The sequence below is a fragment of the Cupriavidus pauculus genome (assembly GCF_022179805.1).
GTDB lineage: Bacteria > Pseudomonadota > Gammaproteobacteria > Burkholderiales > Burkholderiaceae > Cupriavidus > Cupriavidus pauculus_E.
In genome coordinates this window covers 229,214-248,496 of the sequence record NZ_BPUO01000009.1, presented here as the reverse complement: position 1 = coordinate 248,496, position 19,283 = coordinate 229,214, and the positions used below count along the sequence as shown (strand labels likewise).

Annotated in this window: 13 protein-coding genes and 2 pseudogenes; 4 read left to right on the top strand and 11 right to left on the bottom strand. The window is 58.5% G+C overall.

All coding sequences use genetic code 11. The features are described from left to right. Positions 1-28: 28 nt before the first annotated feature. The 4 genes and pseudogenes from MFF62_RS20330 to MFF62_RS20315 form a co-directional block, all read right to left on the bottom strand. Complete coding sequence (locus tag MFF62_RS20330) at positions 29-727, bottom strand: RES domain-containing protein (protein ID WP_238264927.1); 699 nt, start codon at positions 725-727, stop codon at positions 29-31. Continuing rightward, complete coding sequence (locus MFF62_RS20325) at positions 727-1,350, bottom strand: hypothetical protein (protein ID WP_238264926.1); 624 nt, start codon at positions 1,348-1,350, stop codon at positions 727-729. Before MFF62_RS20325 ends, MFF62_RS20330 begins: the two co-directional genes overlap by 1 nt. Positions 1,351-1,652: 302 nt before the next feature. After that, positions 1,653-1,796 (bottom strand): annotated as a pseudogene (locus tag MFF62_RS20320) (single-stranded DNA-binding protein); the annotation flags it as partial. Between the two features lie 722 nt (positions 1,797-2,518). Further along, the gene (locus tag MFF62_RS20315; protein WP_238264925.1) at positions 2,519-3,559 is read right to left on the bottom strand and encodes an H-NS histone family protein; all 1,041 of its coding nucleotides are present in this window, start codon (positions 3,557-3,559) and stop codon (positions 2,519-2,521) included. 353 nt (positions 3,560-3,912) lie between these two features. Between MFF62_RS20315 and MFF62_RS20310 the strand changes: the two genes are divergently transcribed. After that, positions 3,913-5,205, top strand: a complete 1,293-nt coding sequence (locus tag MFF62_RS20310) for a HEPN domain-containing protein (protein WP_238264924.1) — start codon at positions 3,913-3,915, stop codon at positions 5,203-5,205. Positions 5,206-5,504: 299 nt separating this feature from the next. Here the strand turns inward: MFF62_RS20310 and MFF62_RS20305 are convergent, their stop codons facing one another. From MFF62_RS20305 to MFF62_RS20290, 4 genes are all read right to left on the bottom strand, one after another. Next, positions 5,505-7,919, bottom strand: coding sequence for a hypothetical protein (locus tag MFF62_RS20305; RefSeq protein WP_238264923.1), 2,415 nt, complete (start codon positions 7,917-7,919; stop codon positions 5,505-5,507). Between the two features lie 2 nt (positions 7,920-7,921). Further along, on the bottom strand, positions 7,922-8,863 hold the full coding sequence (locus MFF62_RS20300) for a PIN domain-containing protein (RefSeq protein WP_238264922.1): 942 nt from the start codon (positions 8,861-8,863) through the stop codon (positions 7,922-7,924). A gap of 773 nt (positions 8,864-9,636) precedes the next feature. Next, positions 9,637-10,029 carry a ubiquitin family protein gene (locus MFF62_RS20295; protein ID WP_238264921.1) on the bottom strand — a complete coding sequence of 131 codons (393 nt, stop codon included), beginning with the start codon at positions 10,027-10,029 and terminating at the stop codon, positions 9,637-9,639. A 193-nt stretch (positions 10,030-10,222) separates the two neighbouring features. Further along, a complete protein-coding gene (locus MFF62_RS20290) occupies positions 10,223-11,410 on the bottom strand; it encodes an ATP-binding protein (RefSeq protein ID WP_238264920.1) in 1,188 nt (395 codons plus the stop codon). 394 nt (positions 11,411-11,804) lie between these two features. Between MFF62_RS20290 and MFF62_RS20285 the strand changes: the two genes are divergently transcribed. After that, complete coding sequence (locus MFF62_RS20285; protein ID WP_238264919.1) at positions 11,805-13,508, top strand: phage integrase family protein; 1,704 nt, start codon at positions 11,805-11,807, stop codon at positions 13,506-13,508. A 65-nt stretch (positions 13,509-13,573) separates the two neighbouring features. Here MFF62_RS20285 and MFF62_RS20280 read toward each other — a convergent pair whose 3' ends face one another. Both MFF62_RS20280 and MFF62_RS20275 read right to left on the bottom strand, forming a co-directional pair. Continuing rightward, positions 13,574-14,044, bottom strand: coding sequence for an RES family NAD+ phosphorylase (locus MFF62_RS20280; protein WP_238264918.1), 471 nt, complete (start codon positions 14,042-14,044; stop codon positions 13,574-13,576). After that, a complete protein-coding gene (locus MFF62_RS20275) occupies positions 14,041-14,493 on the bottom strand; it encodes an antitoxin Xre/MbcA/ParS toxin-binding domain-containing protein (protein WP_238264917.1) in 453 nt (150 codons plus the stop codon). Before MFF62_RS20275 ends, MFF62_RS20280 begins: the two co-directional genes overlap by 4 nt. 597 nt (positions 14,494-15,090) lie before the next feature. Between MFF62_RS20275 and MFF62_RS20270 the strand changes: the two genes are divergently transcribed. Both MFF62_RS20270 and MFF62_RS30805 read left to right on the top strand, forming a co-directional pair. Continuing rightward, positions 15,091-15,819 (top strand): type IV toxin-antitoxin system AbiEi family antitoxin domain-containing protein, encoded by a 729-nt coding sequence (locus MFF62_RS20270; protein ID WP_238264916.1) that lies wholly within the window; start codon positions 15,091-15,093, stop codon positions 15,817-15,819. After that, positions 15,816-16,016, top strand: a pseudogene (locus tag MFF62_RS30805) (nucleotidyl transferase AbiEii/AbiGii toxin family protein); the annotation flags it as partial. The gene MFF62_RS20270 and the pseudogene MFF62_RS30805, both read left to right, overlap by 4 nt. Before the next feature lie 222 nt (positions 16,017-16,238). Here the strand turns inward: MFF62_RS30805 and MFF62_RS20260 are convergent. Then, positions 16,239-18,872 (bottom strand): autotransporter family protein, encoded by a 2,634-nt coding sequence (locus MFF62_RS20260; RefSeq protein WP_238264915.1) that lies wholly within the window; start codon positions 18,870-18,872, stop codon positions 16,239-16,241. Positions 18,873-19,283 lie beyond the last annotated feature (411 nt).

Genomic DNA, 19,283 nt, shown 5'->3' with positions numbered 1-19,283 from the left:
GTGCGCAACGTGAGACGCTTGAATCTGATTAGCGCGCCGAGAAGCCGCCCTTAAGCGGATCGGCATAGTTCGGGTCAGCCAGCAAGGTCCGGTACTCCGGCATCTCTGAGAAGCGGGTCACCTGTATATCCACGCGTGCCCGCCAAATATTCAGCGCCCCGGACTGAACCGCCAAGGCGAGATAATTCTTATGCTTGCGCGAAGGGTAACGAAAACCCACCGGCGCAGCGTCTCCGGCATAGCCGGCAAGCGCCTCGAACATATCCAGGCCGAACCACTGGCACCATCTATGGTCGCCGTGTATCTCGTCGTAGATACCCAGCTTACTCAACACGGTGCCGTTGAGATCAAGCACGCTAACATCAGTATGCAGCGTAAAGACGGCAATTAGGCCCTTCTGGGCGACGTCCGCCGAAATATGGAAGGTGCCAGGCTGTGTCACGTCCTTTGTGCAGAAATTCGACTCCCATAGCGCGGTCGTCAGATCTGCGGCCGCGTACATCCAATAGGTTGCGTGACGACCGTCCGGTCCAGCGAATGACGCGGGCGGTCCGAAGCGGTAGGTTTGTTCGACGTACGGCGGAATCACTGCGGCGGGATGCCGAACCGCCCGGAACACTTTCGTGCCAGCGGGCAGGATAATCTCCGCACCAGTGAGCGCTTGGCGGAGCCGGTCCTGGGGAGGAAGAGTTGCTGCGATATCAGGAGGCGGAACAAATTTCGTCATCAGCTGATTAGGTCCGAACTACGCGAGGGCAGCGCGGCCAACTGCGCGATCACCCTGCCCTGCCGTTCCCCGGCAGCTTGCGCAAGATGACCACGCTGTACGGCAGACAGCGCCGCACGCGTCTCGAATGCCCGACCCGCCAACACCTCTGCCGGCGTCAGGTCATCAAACGCGTCGACCGGTGTTACCCAGAACGCGTGGATTTCACTGCTCGGAAGCGATTTCATCTGTTGCAGGACCGCGGCCAGCATTTCGGGGACGGGGGGCGCGAACTGCCACACCGGGAAAGCTTTGCCGATAGCCTTTCCGCGCGGCGTGACGCAATAGAAGCGCCCATCCTCCACCGCACGGTACAGCGTTGCCTGCGACATGGCCACCAGGCCACGGTCGATGACTTCCGAGGGTTTCAGATATGACACGGCGAGTCGGCCATCGGTATCGGTTGCAGCACCAGGCGCGCTGGCGAGCGTTGCTGTCAGACACTGGCGCACAATCGCCATCACACGGGCGCGCTCACCTGCGTCAATGGTATGTTCCAGTTGCTCGTCGATATCGTGGACCAATTTTTCTACCAGGGGTGCGCCTTGAGGGGCGGCGTTAGCGGAGAAAAGGTGCGATGTCATATCAAACTCCTTCAGATGACAACACGGGGCGGCGCAAAGGCGGGGTGAACGGACGATTCCCGCTCCGCCGTTCGGCAAGACAAGACATTTCGCGCCCGGAATGACTTGGAGCGCGAAAGGCGCGATAAACGTTGATGATTGCGGCTCACCTCGTCGATCGCCGCTCGAAATAAAGCTCGCAGAAGGCCGCCCGAAAGAGAACGGAGTTTCGCAGGGATACGACCTAGAAGAAGGTCAAGATAGAGGAGTGCGCGGGTGCGATCAGTCAGAATGCCGCATTCCAGCGCCTGCTCGCAAAGTCGCCGGTACCGGTCCGTCGTGGCAAGCCGGATATTGGTGACGGCATCCCCGGATGGCATGTAACGGGTTTCCGGATCCTTTCCGAGTTGGCCGACCAGCACGACCCGATGTCGCCGGGGACGTTCACCTGTCGCCTCTCTACGCACTTCAGCAGCGATTTCCACCGCCCGCGGGCCGAGTAGGGTCCGATAGTGAGCGCTCAATGCCGCGACGTCTGCCTCAAAAACCGGCGCGTCTGCCGAGGCTTTGAGAACCCCAGCTTCACGGAACCGCTGAAGCAGCGCTGCCCTGTCTATACACATGCGTCGCGCCAGATCGGCGACGCTGGAAAAGGACGTCATGTCGGAATAGACCTTGAAGAGAATGACTCCATCCTAATCAATGCTCTCAACTTTCGCAAGTTTCTCAGAAATTCTGCGCGAAATCGTCATACGAGAGGCTTTTAATTAACTTTTCAAATCAAAAGCTGCACAGATTCGTCGGTTCCCTGCAAGTTGACGATGTGGGTCAGCCATCACGTGAATTTCCCGCGCGCTCGAGGCAGGAAGACATCTTGCACTGCCCCCCAAGTCAGCCCTTCCGCGTTGCGGTAGCCGACCACCGGCGCCGGTGGTAGGGGCGGTGGACGTAACTCTGGTGGGCCGGCAGCGCAGAGCACCCCGGCGCGTCGAACTCTTCCATGGCGAGCATGGTCGTCCATCTGTGCCAGCATCCGGCGAATCACTCCGCGGGCCCTTTTTCGCTGGCATCACTGCCTTCACCGCTGTCGTTGCCTTTGTCCTACTTTAGGCAGCGCCGCCGGCTCGCTGCCCTGCTCCGCCCAAGTTCGCAAGTCAAGCGGGCACACGGCTGCCCGCCAACCTCTCGTTCAGTACAAACGGTCGATTAGGAAACCCTCGGGCTTCTTGCCAATCCACGCGGGAGCCCTACCGCGGCCCGACCAGGTCTGGCCCGTCTTGGGGTCGCGGTACTTCGGACGCGGCGCGGCCTTCGTCTTGGTTGGAACAGCGCGGCCAGCGGGCTCATCACTGGGCTTGCCCGCAATGTCCTCAATGCTCAGTTCATACTCCCGCATTAATTGCTGAATCTCCTCCACGATCTTTGGCACTTCCGTGGCACGCAACCGCTCAAGCTGAGCATTGACAGATGCGAGTTGCGCGAGCAGTGTGGATCTGGTCGGGCTTTGGGTTGCAGTAGGCACTTTTTGCCTCTGTCGCGTCTTACGAGTTTGCGTATTCTGAGTCCGCGCTTCCGGGGCCGCCTCCGCTCCATGCAGTGTTATCTGCTTCGCACCGCCCTTCCAGGTTGGCGTCTCTTGAGTCGTGACTTCCGCACTGGCAACTTCAGCTAGGATTTTCGGGTTCTGACCGCGCTTCGGGGTCCGCCTCTCTTCCGGCGAAGCTTCCAGAGTGGCAGTTTGGATGAGCGCTTTCGGCTTCCGACCGTGTTTCCGCGCTGGGCTCTTTTGAGTCGTGACTTCCGGAGAAGCAACCTCGGCTACGGTTTTCGGCTTCCGATTGCGCTTCGGGGCCCGCGTCTCTTCAGGCGCAGCTTCCGAAGCTTGCGCGTAACGCGGCGCAACCAGGGCAGCCGATTCGGTCAATTCGTCCGGGGCGGAAGTTTCCGTCGGTTCGTCCATGGCCGGGACTTCAACCGGAATTTCGGCCACGGCTTCAGTAGTCGCTTCGAACGGCATGGCTTCAATGGGCACTTCCGACCAGTCGGATTCAATCAACGCTTCCGAGTCGATGGCTTCCATCGCACTGCGGCGCGACATTCTTGGCGCCAAACTTCCATGCCCGGGTTGGATCATGGCGGTCAGCCAAGCCGTCAGTGCCCACCACGGCTGCAGCTTCAGTACCTGCGAGAGCTTCTTGTGAAGTAGGATACGGTCGATCGAGAAACTCATGAGGTCGTAATGCTTAGTGCTTGCAGCCTCGAAGAGCTCAGACGGCTCTTGCCATAAATCGACATTATCGCTCCGCCCAGGGGCGCAGGAAGAACATCCGAATATATGGAGCGATACACCGTCGCGCGATTGCTAGCTTCTCCCCCGCCTACCTCGATGCAATTCCCACTTGAGCTGACGGAGGGCGAGCGTCCCGACTTCCAGCTACGTCATGGTGGACGCACGGCGGGAATCGAACACACGGAAGCTGTTCCTGCCAACAACGCAAAGACTGACAGTCTGAGGGCGCAGGGATCTGTGCAAGTGTGGGCAGATTACCTTGATGCCATGAAGCACAATACTGGAGCAACGGAATGACAAACTCAGACGACGGCACTCAGCCAATCGACGTTGATAGCGCATCGTTAAGAGCCAAGTTGCTGGACGCACTCAGGTTAGAACTTGAACGCGGAGCCGACTCGCTCTCTTACACCCTTCCGAACGATAGCTACCGACATTTTTCATGTCCGTCCTCTATTGAGTTCATGCTCGACAACATTCCAGAACTGCGCAAATACGATGGAATGCTTTTCAACGGCATCAACACCAAGAGCATGATGCATCGCCGCTCATGCGGGGAAGCATTGGTGGCTAGAGCACTCGATGCAGGCCCTGAACAAGCCGTTACCGATCTATACTCTTTCCTGCAATCAGATCATGTCGAACATATCGAGGTACTCCTATTAGAGGGTGTCCAAGTCGATGAACCTGTAGAACTGGTTCCTGGCGTATTCGTTTGCCGGCCAGATGATGTCCCGTCATCCACGTCGCGAGGATATCTCTCGTCGCTCCGCGAGCCACCGCTTCGGTTCTTCAATCCCCAATCCTTGGAAAATCTCGTTCAGAAACTGGAACCCAAGGCTGCTCTATATCGATTTGTCACTCCCCGCCCTATGTTCATCACGGCGGAGAGCCTTCAGACCGCGCCGTCTAAGGTGTCTGACTCTGAGTTTGATGATGCGGTACTGCTTCAGCGTATCGGATGGCTCCTAACAGTGATGGGCCCTTCCAGTCCGATTATTCACAGGAATTTTACGGAAATGGTGGACGGCAGCTTTATGAAGGGGCGCCTAGGTGGCGGATGGATGAGCCCGCTATCCACTAACCTCCACCGCCCCCCCGTAGTCACATTGGCACTTGAACAACTCGTTGAGTTTCGTTCAGTTGTCGAGGCCTATCTTTCATTATCGCGAGAGAAACGTCTCAAGCTCGACGTTCCGATCCAACGGTTGAACCGTACCGTGGGGAACATGAACCCCGTGGACAAGGCTATTGACCTAGGCATTGCCCTAGAGTCCCTTCTGCTGGAGGAGCAGAATGCACCACAATTATCCTATCAACTCGCATTGAGAGGGGCATGGCTCCTAGGGAGCTCCATTGAGGAGCGTCGATCCTTGATGAAGAAGCTAAAACAACTGTACAAGTACCGTTCCGGCGCCGCTCACTACGGGAGAATAGTCTCCAGCCACGCAAAGACTAGCGAGTGGGAGCGCGCGGCAACTGCCATCAAAGAGGGAGAGGCGATATGCGCAAGCGCAATCAAAGCAGTCATCCTAGCAGGTGGTGTGGATTGGGATGAATTGGTCCTAGCTGGGCCACAAACATGAGACCGGCCCCAACGAAGAACGATGAGCTTGCGCAGACATCCTCAATGAGAACGATTCTTTTGTTCCCAGCTTTCAAATCGAACCGAGAAAGTTAGGGTCTTCTACGACACAAATCAACAAGACGGTATGAAGTATGGAAACGCCGCGTTATGGGACTATCTCACGCAACTCGGCGTCGCTGGCCCGACAGCTTGAAATGCGCCAGATTTTGCACGGAAAGTACGATAACCCCAAATCATGGACCAGATGCGCTACCTGTAGCCCCAAAATGAAGAGGCTATGCGAATCGATTCACGTCGCTAAGCCTCGTTTTTTCCAATTCCATACTTGTACTTACGCAACGCCAACCCCTCGTCAGCACGCCGGCGTTCGCGCACAATGAACTGATCGAGATCCTCGATAAGCCAGGCCGCGAAAGCCCTTACCTTTGGATCGTCATCGGAAAGCAATGGGACGATCCCTGAGCGGAGTGCTTCGTATGCATGGACGGTACCGTACTCCCCCGAAACTACGCCCGTCGATTCCAGCGCCGCAGCCATCTCCGTCCAGGCGCCTGACCTTTCAGGAACAGCTCTCACGATCTCCTTGCAAAGGGGCAGGATGGGCGCCTCACCTCCATAGCTGCGAACGATCGCAATCACAAAGTCGATGTCCTCCGGGTTGCCACTTCGAATGTAGGAAAGTAGTTCGTTCTGCAAAGACTGTTCGAGTTCAGGGAAAGCCGCTTTGACAAGGCGAGCTCCTCCGGAGTACTGGAACATCCCTGCAGTCCTGGCGCTGTACTCCTTCCGAACCGCCGATAGCACCTCCTTCGGCATCGTCACAAGAAGTTTGTTGAGCCTCTGCAAGCTGTAAGGTATCGCTTCGAAGCGGTCGTCTTGGCTAGCCTCGTCCGTGCGCGCGTCGAGCCTCTTGGCGTTCTCACTCCGCACACGCTCCATCAAGTAACTCAGTAGCGCCTCTGAATCGTGCTCTCCAATGGCATACAACACTTCCTCCGCCTGATATCTCAACTCTTGCAACGGCGCCATGCTCGCGAGAACTTCGGCTCGTTCCGTGTGATCCATCTCCGTTACCAGCTTTCGGAAATCTCGGCTGTACCAAACGACGTTCGCCCACCGGGCATCCCCTCGTCGCGCCACGGCTCGCATCCCTTGCATGAACACTGATTTAGCCTCCAAGAGGCCGCGCCCGTATTGACGAGCCGCTACGCCCATTGCTTCGACGATCGCGTTGGTGTTCTCCGCACTATCTGCTTTCGAAATCACCTCGGATAGGAGATCTAGTCGCGGCCGCTCTTCGACGTTCAACGACTTCGCAAGTATGGTCAGATTGCTGTGTTCGGCGATCCACTGACGTGCGATCGCCTCCGCGTCCGTGCTTCGCTCACTAGACCAGAGGCCAAGCAGTAGCGCGATCAAGAACGGCTCCATTACGTCCATATGGTCCCTGATCAGTTCCAGCGCCAACTCCGGCCGATCCTGGCCAACGCTCTTCAGGAACTCGTAATAGACGGGGAACGCCGCTAAGTCATCGGATCTCGTTTTCGAGAACCGCAGAATCCTGTCTCGCCACACAGCATAGGTGTCGTTGTCGATTTCGCTAACGTACCGGGCTGCAGCTTCCATGCGCTTGGTGTCGCTGTAATCCCAAGCCTCCTCGGAACTTTTCAGACTCTCCCATACACCGTGTATCCCCTCGAACCCGATGAGTTGCTTGTAAATTTTATACTCAGGACAACCTCCTATGGCGTCTCGCACCTTCAGTGCAGCCTCGGAAACTCGTAACGAACCGGCATGGTAGTAGGCCCAATAGGCGCTGTGCTCGATCATCTGGATCAACTGCAGCTCTTCAGTATTCACCAAGTCGCGGAAGAAATTCAGAACTTCGACTGCATCACGGTCAAACATTGCTGACGTATCAGCGTTAATGCCCGGGCGTTCACGGCGCATTGCCGTACCGATTACATTCAACACATGCTTGCGGTATTGGAACGCTTCGTCCAGTGGATACATGCGCTTGAGGAGCGCGACGGCTGACGCTCTCATCTCACGCACGCCGAGGCCAGCGGTAATTTCTCCCCGACTAATCGTCACACTGTCGTAGGACCACGTATGCCCTTCTAGCGAAGGCGAGAGGACCTTGCTCAACATCTTTAGAATTACCTCTGCATGCCGAACGAGTGGCCCGTCGTCAAGTGCGGCAAAGTAATTCACGATCTCGGCTTGTGGCCGCGCGCCAAGGCCGCGCTCGCCATAAAACAGGTTCAAATCGAATTCTGCCAAGGCTTCCAACGCCCGCTCAGCCTTCCCCCGAACGTCGTCATCGTCGTAGCGCCAGAGCTCCAGCAAAAAATCCAGCAGACGGCTGATGTGCACAAATCGGATTGAGCGAGGCACTTCGATTGCCTCACGGATCAAGTGGCTAGCCGACCTATATTTGCGCCATGCTGTCGGAATTGGCTCTCCACCCTGTAGCAGATCGCGCATTGAAACAGTTCGTACAAATTCCGCCAACATCGGAACTACTCGCGCATGAAATCGGGGGGCCAGCACGGTCAACGTCTTCAGGGCTCCCACTAACTCATCGTACTCGACGCTGTTCCGCAATACAGATTCAACGCGATCCAACTCAGCGAGCAGCCGCAGTTCGACCTCATCCGTGTTGACTGCTACTAAGTTAGCTAGGGCGGCCAAACGCAATTCAAGGTCCATTGTCAGATCATCTTCATAAGGAGATCAGTAACGACCTTTTCGGCCGCTGCTCGGCGGGCGACTCCGGCATCCGTCGGAATTAGGTGGCTACCCATATCGGTCAACAGGCCGGAAAAAACCAGCGTCTTGGCCTCATGCTCTGCAATGGCGCGATCTACTCCCGCCGCTTCCAGGGAGGCAAAGAGTTGATCCTTACCCGGATTTCCCAAGGCCTCATTAACACCCATGACAATGACGTTCATGCCCTTAAAAACGTCCTCGCGAAGCTTATCCATCGGCAATGCTTCGGGTGGCTCACCACCATCACGATTCTCAGCCACAACAATCGGGACAACGGCAGTGGCATCAGCGACCGCCATGTCCAACTTTTCGATGTCTTTGTAGACTTCGAATCCAACGAGCTTTAAGGCATCCTCAAAGCGCCCGTCGTCCACGAGAACGCAGTGACGCCCGGGCCGTCCTTTGATGTCGATGGCCGCCTCTAGTATCCATGAATCTGGAATGTGCTTGCGCTCACCCGAACGATCCTCGACATATGCGAACGGAGAAACTCTCCGCATATACCGTTGCAATGCCCGTGCGGCATGTTCATACGAAAAAGGAATCACCTCGACGCGATTTTCGGCTAAATACTGCTGGAAAACGGCGTGGGAGTTGCGGTCAACATCCTCTGCGCTAGGAAACATACACTCAGGCGCCGGCAGACCTTCAAGCAGCATAGTCATATGGCTGCGCTGCATTCTTTCAATCGCTGCCCTTGCGTCGGCCACGAGCTTGTTGTACTCGAAGAGCAATTGTGTACGCCGCTCTTCGAGGACGATCTCTGGGATATATAATTTGAGGACACCCTGCTTGGCCCGCTTCAGCAGACGCTCGAACTCGCCAGTTTTGAAATACGTTCGCCTCAGTATGCTGGTGTCGATGATGACGTGAAAGATGTCCATGGCTTACGTTCAAAGTCGGTGTGTCGCAGGAAACTCTTGCGGTCAAGTCAGTAATAGGGGCGCCTGTCAAAAATTGCAGCACATAGCCTGCACCCACGACAGAAAGCGCTCCCTAGAACGCCAGCACTTGAACGCGAGTATAGACTGAAGACGCCTCCGGAACGTCGTCGAATCTCGCTTCGCAGGCTTGCTGGGAGTAATTCCAACACTGGCAGCCAGCCAAACATTGATACCTGTACTAATGCCCACCATGTCAAACCGGCAAGAATAAGGTCCGACGTGAATATTCCTGGCGGAACCTAACCGCATGCGATGTTGGACTCCACGGCAACCGGTGCCGACAATGGTGGGCCGAAATCAGCATCGATGCTCAGTTCCCACAGCGACTCGGGGACTGGAAGGATTGCTGCATGGTTTGTTGGCCATTCCCGAGGATAGCTCAAGGGCAATCTCGCTAACCCGCCGGGGCAAGCCATATCCAGCATAACTTCAGATGAAGGGACTAACCCGGCCACCATCACCCCAGCGTCCACCCTAGTTCGTTGAATCGGCCGGGGAGGATACCCCGATAGCACGCACCAAAAAGCTGGCGATCGCAGATGAGTCGGGCCACGAGCGCTACTTCGTCATTTTTTTCTACAAGCCCCCTCGGCAGAATAAAGACGGCATCACCGTGTCGCAGGACCTTCGGTCGATTCCTCATGGACAACCGCACTTCATGCATACGTATTTGGGCAAGCGTGATGAGAATACTAATTCTAGAGCGGACTCCGCTAAAACCGAATCGCGTTATGGGTCTCCGCTCCGGGGCGCATCCTCCTCGGCCAGCACGTCAGCCGCCTGGGCAAAGAACCTCTTCCAGATCGGGTCGAGTTGCGCCACCGACAGCTTGCCAGCCTGCCGTCAGTCTTGACATGGCCGATCAGCGGCGTCTCACGATGCAGGTGTTCGAACGCCCGGCCCAGGCCCCGCACGGCCGGATAGTCGCGCAGCTCCTCGATAACCGGCACGATCACCTCGCGGACCCGAGTGCTCTTCCCCACGAACGACAACGTCCAAATGCCGCGCTGGTCGGGCGGCAGGCCCTGCTGCCGCAGATCACCGATGGTGACCTGAGCCTGCACCGAGATGCGCAGACCGGTGGCATAGGCGAAGCGCAACAGCAACTGCACTCGTAGCGCCCGCGCTGCATCGATGTCTCCGTGTGGGCCCCCCTCAGTTGCACAAACTTTGTGCCGGCTCACCACCCCACCGTCAGGCGCTTGGCTACATAATCCGACGCTCGCAGTTGTTCTTGCGGTAGACCAGACAGTTAGCTTGCAAAAGCTGCCAAATGCTCGGTACCGCGATGTCGAAAGGCTACTCGCCAGAAGACTGATGACGGGCAATCAACGATTGCCCCCAAATCTCATTTAATGCGCGGACGTCAAGGACCTTCTCATCTCCGACCACCTCGAGCACATGGTCGATCTCCTGCGGTTCCGAGAGTTCTCCTCCAAGCAGTCGGAGGCGCACCCTCAGCTTCCCTGGCCCAAGCGGGATGATGGCCACAGTACCAGAGGATCGTCCCTCTTCACCAGGCAGGAGAGAGCCAAAGCGTACGTGACAGATGGGCGACTCCCCGCTATGGTCTACGATTAACTTCGCATTCCGTCGATCCAACATTTCTGGCAAGTTACTGATGCCGTGAAAGGTACTCAATTGGCTCTCTGGTTCCGCAGGCAAATCCGCTCCGGATATCATCTGGAAGAGCTGACCGTCGAGCGGCTCTACCGAGACCTCAACCTTCGCGTTCGAGAGTTGCACGTCAGAGCGATTGCGCAATATGAACTTCATCTCGATGAGCGCCGCCTGAACGCGGGCGAACTCTGCATATTCCCTCCAGAAGTCTTTGTTGTCGCGCCAGATTGATGGCACGGTAAATTGGAACCCGAACGGGTCCTTCTCTCTTCGTGGAGTTTCGTAGTCAGGTAGTTGCTCCGGGAAGCGCAGGAAACTCAGAGCGAGCGTGGCTCCAAGCTCCTCGTTGGTTGGAGTTAGTACCGACAGTTCGCAGCGCAAGTTACCACGTCCAGTGTCCGCCAGCATCATCGCTGCAATTTCCGGAGGCTCTGCTTCGTCCGTACTGCTTCCGCGGCGCACGTACACGACGTTACTCTTCAACTTTCCATACGCATGCCCCAAGTAGAAAGCGCGCTTCTGCTTTGGAATAGTGAAGACGCCGACTGTCTTTCCTTCGTACAGGTGCTCTTCATATTTGAAAATCAGCTTTGGCTTTACCTTCCCGTGCACGAATTGCTGAATCTTGGCATCATCAATGCTCTCAGAAATGCCCACAACAGCGGCTGGATGTGGACGTTGGTCCTTAAAACCAAGCAAGATGTAGCCAGGACCATCGCGCCACGCATTGGCCATCGCAAGGATGTCCTTGAGCATCTCAGCTTTGTCTTCCTCGTTACCGCCAATGAATCGGTACTGAGCAGACTTGAAGTCGATATCAGTGCCTTCGCTCTTGTATCGGAGCGCATTCAGAAATTCATCCGTCACGACAGGTCCAATGGAATGGTTAGAATCGCCAACCTGAGTTGGGCGACCGACGACTAGCAAGGGAAGATTGATTCTACCCCCGGTGGATCACACGGTTTCCGTAGTGGCACAGGAAGTTCTAATCTGATGTGTCGCATTGGCCGAAGATGTTGACTCAGTTGTCTCCGCATTCCTCCTAAGTTCGCTAGCACGTGTATCTGCTAGATCTACGACGCTAGTCCGATAGTCCGATAAGACACAATTTTGGGAGAACGAAGACACAAATTTAGGTGTGTCAGCGCTCAGCGAGCGGAGTTTCGCCCCTCAACACACTGCTATATCGATAACAAACATTATCGATACTGATGTTTTTTCATGGCAAACTAGATGCTAACAATTTGTGCCACACCTCCGAATGGTTCGCTCACGCCCTGCCCCCGACGAAACCCTGTCGTCCGAAAGCGCCGTGCCCCTGCCTGGCGCCGATGCGCTCGCTGCCTTGCGCGCCTGGTACGAGGGAACGCCATCGCGCGCTGCCATCACCCGCTTTTGGCCCGATGCGTTGACGCCAGGCCGGTCGGCACGCGGCGTGATCGGCGCCCTCCGACGTCAGTTGGCTGAAGCCTCACGTCGACGCCAGCGCGACGACCTAGCTAGGCTCTTCACCTGTGCCGCGGATGGTCGTACCGCGCACGCAACAGCGGTTGCCCGCGCCCTGGAAACGCTGCGTCAACTGGCGCCGGCAACGCCTCAGATCACGGACATGGTCGACGCATGGCTCCCCGCGCGCGCCGCCGCGGCGCTGCAAGCCCACGGGCTGAAGACTTTGGCAGATCTGACCGTGCGCATTCCACGTCGCCGGCGCTGGTGGCTGGCGATCGATGGTTTAGGCCAGCGTAGTGCCCAGGCTATCGAGACATTCTTTGCCGAACATCCCCAGTTGACCGAGCGAGCGCGGGCGCTCGTGACGCGTCCTACAGCCGCAGATGCCGCACGCATCGTGCCGTGGGAACGCATTGCGTTGCCGCTTGCCGTAGACGGCTCACATGGGGTCTTTCGTGCGCCACGGGCGATGTGTTCGCTGACGGCGGACAATGACTACGACGCCATCAATGCCTGGCTCGGGTTGCACGAAGCCGAAGCGACGGCGCGGGCGTATCGCAAGGAGGCCGAGAGATTGCTGCTTTGGGCGATCCTAGAGCGCGGCAAGCCACTATCGTCGCTGACCGCCGAGGATGCCACGGCCTACCGGTCTTTCTTGCGCGCACCGACATCTCGATGGGTCGGTCCGGCATGCCCGAGAACATCACCGGAATGGCGTCCATTCGCCGGCGCGCTCTCGCCGGGTTCGATCGCCTACGCCTTGGGTGTCATTGGTGCGCTTTTCCGCTGGCTGATCGCGCAGCGTTACGTCCTGGCCAACCCCTTCGCCGGGCTGAAAGTGCGCGGTGCCCAGCGTGCCGCGGATCTTGACACGTCCCGCGCTTTCACCGATGGTGAATGGACGTTGCTTCGTACCCTGGCGGACGGTCTGGAGTGGTCGTACGGCTGGACGCCGGACGCGGCGATGCGCCTGCGATTTGTGCTCGATTTCGGGTATGCGACGGGGTTGCGGGCGGCCGAACTGGTCGGGGTGACGCTCGGTGGCATCGAGATTGGCGCGCGGGGCGAACGCTGGCTGCACCTGGTCGGCAAGGGGGAGCGCCGGGGCAAGGTCGCGCTCCCTTCCCTCGCCCACCAGGCGCTAGACCAATACCTGGTGGCGCGCGGTCTGCCCGTGACGCCGGCGCGCTGGGACCGCCATTGCCCGATCCTGGCGCATCTCGAGGATGGCTCGCCGATCACCACGCCGCGCCTGCGGGCGGTGCTGCGGCGCTTCCTCTCGCTTGCCGCCGATGCGATTGAAATGGACCATCCGCCCCTGGCAGACAAGCTCCGACGGGCCACACCTCACTGGCTGCGCCACACCCATGCGACCCACGCGCTCGCGCAAGGCGCATCGCTCACGACCGTGCGTGACAACCTGCGCCATGCGTCCATCACGACGACCTCCCGCTACCTGCACGATGACGACCGGCAGCGAACCGATCAGCTGGAGAAAGTATTCGGGAAGCGATAGCCTAGTCACCCTGCTAGCACGCGTAACCCGCGGCCGTCGAATGCGACTACCCTATGCTTCAGTCATCAACCGAACAACCTCGCATCGAACTTGAAGAGCGCAATATCAACGACCCGAACGCGGTTCATATCGGCGTGCAGAGGATTCAGCAACAAGTTGAAATCCGCTGGGCAGACAACCGATGGAACTTTGAGGGCTAAATGTTCGCCTGCTTCGATCCAGCGTTGCCCGATGGACAGTGTGGACTGCGGATCCCGACCCGGTGCATCCCAATCAGTGGGCATCTCGGGAAGAAGCGCGTCAGCGAAACATGCATCCGGCACCTCAATCGTCACCATGAAGTGGTGTACCACGGGCATGAGACCGCCTAAGTGCACCAAAGTCTCAAGCACAGTGGTAGAGGGATTGCAGCACGTGTAGACGACTCGCATACCGCGCGGATTCCAACGGCCTCCTACGAGGGCCGCCCCATTCCCACTCAGATCATCTGCTTTGTAGCGCCCCGGTTTTTCCTTTGCAAGTCGATAAACCTTCATACAGGAATGCCAAACGCTGCGCGCATCAGGATGTCTCTCACGCGGTCGTACCCCGGTTGCGAATCCAGGACCTCAAGCGGCTTCATGCCATCCAATTCAAACAGTGGCTTCTGCATCCACTGCGCAGCAAGCTTCGAATCTTCCAAGACATCGGTGGCAAGCTCGTGTACATAGAGAACTCGCGCAACTCTGTCAGACTCCGGTCCAGACAGACGCTCATGCTTCGAGATCTTACGAAGTACGGTCGAGCTAGGAAGTCCCAACCCATTGAGAAGAGTCTGTACGGGGATGCGGAGTAACTCCTTGGCGACGCGCTCGACAATGGTGGCGTCCATCCCCTCACGAATGACCTTCCTTTGTTCAAGCGCGCCCATGCGGTGCAAGAAAAGGTCAAAGTCGTCCGGCTGAGCGCCCAGACCGTGGGTACTAGATGCGATCACATAGCTCATGCCGCCCTCTCATTTGGTCGAAGTGATATTCCCATTTTAGATTATCCCAAATGAAAGTCAATAAACTCCCATTCGGGATAAAAATGGGTATCCCCAAATGGATGAGCCTCGAAGAGCACAATTTGTCAGCGCCGCCTCCTTTACGGGGTCATCGTACTTTCTCTGTGCATTTTCTGGCGGTACGCCCCGGAAAGCTCCGTGCGTGACAACCTTCGCCATGCGTCCATTACGACGATCTCCCGCTATCTGCACGATGACGACCGTCAGCGAACCGATCAGCTGGAGAAGGTATTTGGACGGCTATAAGCTGAGCTCAAACGATCCGCCGAGCCGCATCGGGAAGTCGCGCAGTAGGCAGCGCGCCCACCAGGGAGCCGTGGGGGTGATCGGGCGACCGATGATGCGAACCCGCTTCGATCCACCCGGCCAGTGCACGCGGTGGGAGCGCGGCCCTGTTCAGGCGCGTGACGCGTAGAAGTGCCGGAGTAGGACGTCTCAGTGCACCGGGCCAGGAACCGGGCTAGGGCCGCGTTATTTTTTTACAGTAACATTCTTTCCATAGAGGGTTTTTACAAAAAAATAACGCGAAAAGCTAAAATGCGTAATCAGCCACTTCACAATTTGATGGCTCAAGCGCCACGCGGCCAGCCGATGGACACAGAGATGCTCCGCGAGATGGGAGTGTCGGAACGTTCCCTCAGTCATCTCGTCAGCGCCGCCTGGCTCGAACGGCTGGGGAGAGGCGCTTATCTGCTACGGGGCGACCAGCCAACTCAGGACGGGATCCTGGCGTTCTTGAGCCGGAGGATAACGGGCCTGCACGTTGGCGGAAAGACTGCGCTGGACTGGCAAGGGGTTCGCCATAACGTCGCCTTTCGCCAGAAAGTCGTCCTGTGGGGAGAGGCCCCCTACAGGTTTCCTGATTGGGTCGACCAGCATCTCCTGTACTCCTATCAGACGACCGATCTTTTCGACGAATCGTTCCAATATGGTGAAGGCCTCAAACCCATCCCAAACGGAAATCCCTCAGTACTGGTGTCGGCTCCAGAACGGGCATTTCTCGAGCTCGTGAGCGACGTGGGCAAGGGTCAAACGCTCGAAGAGGTCCAGAACATCGTCGTCACCATGCGCAGCCTCCGTGCGCCCGTCCTCCACATGTTCATGCAGCACTGCACACGCATCAAAGTGCTCAAGCTGGCGAGAACGCTGGGGGAGGATAGTGGATTTGACTGGGGCAAAGACCTCCAACAGTACGTCGATCAGCGTAGTCAGGGGAAGCGGTGGTCCAACAAGATGAATGATGTGCGTATCACACTAAAGCCTTGAACGATAGCTACCTCGACAACGTCCGCCTGCTCATAGATATCGCTCCGGCCGTCTTCGATACCAACAAGTTCGCGATGAAGGGGGGACTGCCATCAGCCCTGCTTCTACAAGACTTGCCACGTCGGTCTGTCGATATCGATTTCGTGTTCATTGACCACACGATGCCGCGCGAGGAAGCGCTGCAGAGCATTGGCAATGAGCTTGCGCGCGCCAAGCTGGGCGCCGCAATGGATCGGCAACACTCAACAGACATCTTCGATGTCCTGCACCGCTCTGAGGTGTGCCGCATGCAAGCCGACTTCGTCGATTGCTTTGACGGCTACCTCGGAGGACCCAATCGGCCAACTCATGAGGTGCTCTTCCCAAATCAGATGATGCACGGTCCCGCGCCACTGCAGCGCGGGGACCGTATTGAGGCCTTACCAGCGATAGCGGAAGCCAAACTTCGCGCCAATCGCGTTGCTGTCGCCGAAGTTCTGCAAGCTCGTGCGCGCCAGCAGTTCTCCGTAGACCGTGTACCGGTCATCGTTCCAGTTCAGCGATGCACCGATACCGAGGCCAGCCCACAGCGCCTGTTCCTTGCTGACCACGCTGATGTCGGCCACACGTGCTGACGTGCCGTGCAGGAAGTCGTAGTACAGGTTCGTGATGCCGTAGATGTGCGAGCGCTGCGTCTTGCCGTTGGCCGCCGTCCACCTGGTCTCATGGTCCAGCGACACCCCCAGGCGCGAAATCAGGCTGTTGCCGTTGTCGCGCGACACGTTAGTGCCGTACTGGTCGGTGAACGCATCGAAGCGCACCTGCGACCAGGCCAGTTGGGCCTGCGGCGTGATCGACCAGTTGCCGCCCAGCGCGAGCTGGTGGCCGGCTTCCACGCTGGTGGCCACGCCGCTGCCCCGATTGCCGTTGGCCAGCTTGGTGGCCAGCGTCGACGAACGGATATCGGTGTCGTACCAGGTCAGCGTCGCGCGGGCATCGACATACGAGCCATTGTTGCCGTACCACGTAGCCGTACCACCAAAGCCGTAGCCGGTAGCGTCGACCGAGCCGTTGCCGAACATCGACGAGACGTTGGAGTTGGCAATGCCGTAGTGGAAGGTCGGCCCCACCACGAGCGTGCCAGACTGGTTCTGGACGACCGGCGCATCGACACCGCCTTCGAACTTCCACATGCGCACGTTGTAGCTGGCGCTGGTCGTGCTGGTGGACGGATCGATATGGGTGTTCGACCCTTCCACGCGCGCCCAGGCACCACGGCCGATGATCGGCTTGCCGGCTTCCTGCTCGGCCTGCACCGAGGCGTTGGGCGACCACGAACGGTTGCCCACGCGCTGCTGCAGCGTGCCCAGTTCGTTGAAGCGTTGCAGCACACTGGAATAGGCTTCATACAGGGGGACCGTCGGGGCCAGCAGCGGTCCGGAAGCCGCCGCGGCTGCCGTGCCGACCGAAGCGGGGTCGAGCAGCGTCGAACGCAGATACCAGTCACCGTCCGTCGGCGTAGACGCGCCGTTCTTGTACAGGCGGTACGCATATGCACCACCGACCACTGCCTGCTGACCCTGGAACGTATAGTCGCCGGCCAGCGTGAAGGTGCCGTTCGACGCGCCCTGCACGTCGATGACCTTGATACCTTCCGAGGTGAGTGCCCCGGTGCCGCCAACGTTGACCACCCGGAGCTGGCTAGTGCCCGACGTGTCGCCGCTCACCAATAGGCGTCCCGTGGCCGAGCTATCACCGCCGAGTGCCGTGTTCACCCGCACCGTACCGCCATTGCCGATGTAGTTGCCCGCAATCGTCAGCACGCCAGAACCGCCGCCCGGCGTCACGGTGCCGGTGTTGGTGACGTTGCCAAAGATCGTGCCAGAGCCGGACAGCGTACCTGCCGCATTGACCGCCACCGGGCTGGTGATCGAGCCATCGATGGCCAGCGTGCCGAGGTTGACGGTGGTCGAGCCCGTGTACGTATTGCCCGCGGTTAACGTCGTGGCGCCCGCGCCGCTCTGCGCCAGCCCGCCGGCGCCGGACACGACACCGCTGTACGTATAGGCGTCAGAGCGGTTGAATGCCAGCGTGGCACCCGTGTTCACGGTCACGTTGCCGGCCAGGCTGCCGCTGGTGCCCCCATTGCCGATCTGCAGCGTGCCCTGGTCAACCGTCCACGGCGCGGTGACCGTGCCGGTGCCGATCAGCGCCCAGGTGCTGGTGCCGGTCTTCACGAAGTTGTCGAAGTAGCGGTATTGGGCCGCGTCGCCAATGGTGGAGACATCGAATACGCTGTCGGTGCCGCCGCCCAGGCGCAACGTGTCGTTGCTGCCCGTACCGGCGACGACGTTGCCGACGATGTTCGAACCGGCCTGCAACTCGAGTATGGAGCGGCCGGCCCCCGAGGCGAACTCGATTGCATTGGCATAGCCGGTCCCGGCGCGGATGGTGCCAGCGTTGATCACGGTAAGGTTACCAGTGGCCTGAATGACCCCGATGGCAGAGTTACCGACGCCGGCTTCGAGCAGCCCTGAATTCTCTATCGTCATGGAACCACCGCCTGAGGCAGTGACGGCGCGCCCCCCGCGCGCGCTCCCATCCAGAGCGACGCCGCCGCGAATAGTCCCCTGGTTGATCAGGCTGCCGTTGAGGGTGTTTGTGACCGTAACACCCGCGCCTCCTGTACTGCCGAAGCTGTCGCCACCCGCAATGAGACCGGTGGCCGAGTTGACAAGGGTGGCACCCACCGATAACGCCACGCCAGCGCCGCCGTTCGCCACGGCAGTGCCAGTCGCACTACCCCCCTTCACTGAGCCGTTGTTGACGAGATCCGTGTTAGTCAGCACCGAGATGCCAGTGGCTCCAGCCCCGCCAGTCGTGGTCGTATTGCCACCGGTCACGGTGCCATTGTTGATCGCCAGCCCACCGCCGGTGAGCAGCATGGCATTTGTCGGGGTCGCACCCGAAGTGCCGGCAAACGTCCCAACGAACGTGAACGGTTGCGTTGCCGACGTGTTGAAGTTCCCAAGCGAATCAGTTTTGGTCAGCACAAAGCCGTTCGTATCGATCATGATGGGCTTCGTGGGCGTCGCCGTTCCCCATATGCCAGCGGGGAGTGTGACGTCCGCACTCAGGCGGATGACGGCACTGCTATCCGGATCCGCATTGGCGGCGGTGATGGCATTTTGCAGTTCGGTCAGACTGGAGACGAAATACTCGCCGGCCGACGCGCCCAGCGGAAACAGCAGTGCGACGGCGACGGTGATGGAGGACGCTTTCGGCGCGCGCGGGAGCGCCTGCCGAATTCCACGACAAAAATGGGTTCTCATTGAACTACCCCGTTCAGGCTAAATGTATTTTTTTAGGTACAAAGTGCTGCGGACCAGATGGTAGTTCAGACAAGAAAGTTACGTAAGCGCTACAGATAAGTGCTGTGGTGAGAGGACGACGTCACAAATTTCCCCGTTGCGGGTATGGTCAAG

Excerpts from the sequence above, each read along its gene's own strand:
- MFF62_RS20330 (WP_238264927.1), bottom strand. The coding sequence starts at position 727 with ATGACGAAATTTGTTCCGCCTCCTGATATCGCAGCAACTCTTCCTCCC.
- MFF62_RS20325 (WP_238264926.1), bottom strand. The coding sequence starts at position 1,350 with ATGACATCGCACCTTTTCTCCGCTAACGCCGCCCCTCAAGGCGCACCC.
- MFF62_RS20315 (WP_238264925.1), bottom strand. The coding sequence starts at position 3,559 with ATGAGTTTCTCGATCGACCGTATCCTACTTCACAAGAAGCTCTCGCAG.
- MFF62_RS20310 (WP_238264924.1), top strand. The coding sequence starts at position 3,913 with ATGACAAACTCAGACGACGGCACTCAGCCAATCGACGTTGATAGCGCA.
- MFF62_RS20305 (WP_238264923.1), bottom strand. The coding sequence starts at position 7,919 with ATGGACCTTGAATTGCGTTTGGCCGCCCTAGCTAACTTAGTAGCAGTC.
- MFF62_RS20300 (WP_238264922.1), bottom strand. The coding sequence starts at position 8,863 with ATGGACATCTTTCACGTCATCATCGACACCAGCATACTGAGGCGAACG.
- MFF62_RS20285 (WP_238264919.1), top strand. The coding sequence starts at position 11,805 with ATGGTTCGCTCACGCCCTGCCCCCGACGAAACCCTGTCGTCCGAAAGC.
- MFF62_RS20280 (WP_238264918.1), bottom strand. The coding sequence starts at position 14,044 with ATGAAGGTTTATCGACTTGCAAAGGAAAAACCGGGGCGCTACAAAGCA.
- MFF62_RS20275 (WP_238264917.1), bottom strand. The coding sequence starts at position 14,493 with ATGAGCTATGTGATCGCATCTAGTACCCACGGTCTGGGCGCTCAGCCG.
- MFF62_RS20270 (WP_238264916.1), top strand. The coding sequence starts at position 15,091 with ATGCGTAATCAGCCACTTCACAATTTGATGGCTCAAGCGCCACGCGGC.
- MFF62_RS20260 (WP_238264915.1), bottom strand. The coding sequence starts at position 18,872 with ATGATCGATACGAACGGCTTTGTGCTGACCAAAACTGATTCGCTTGGG.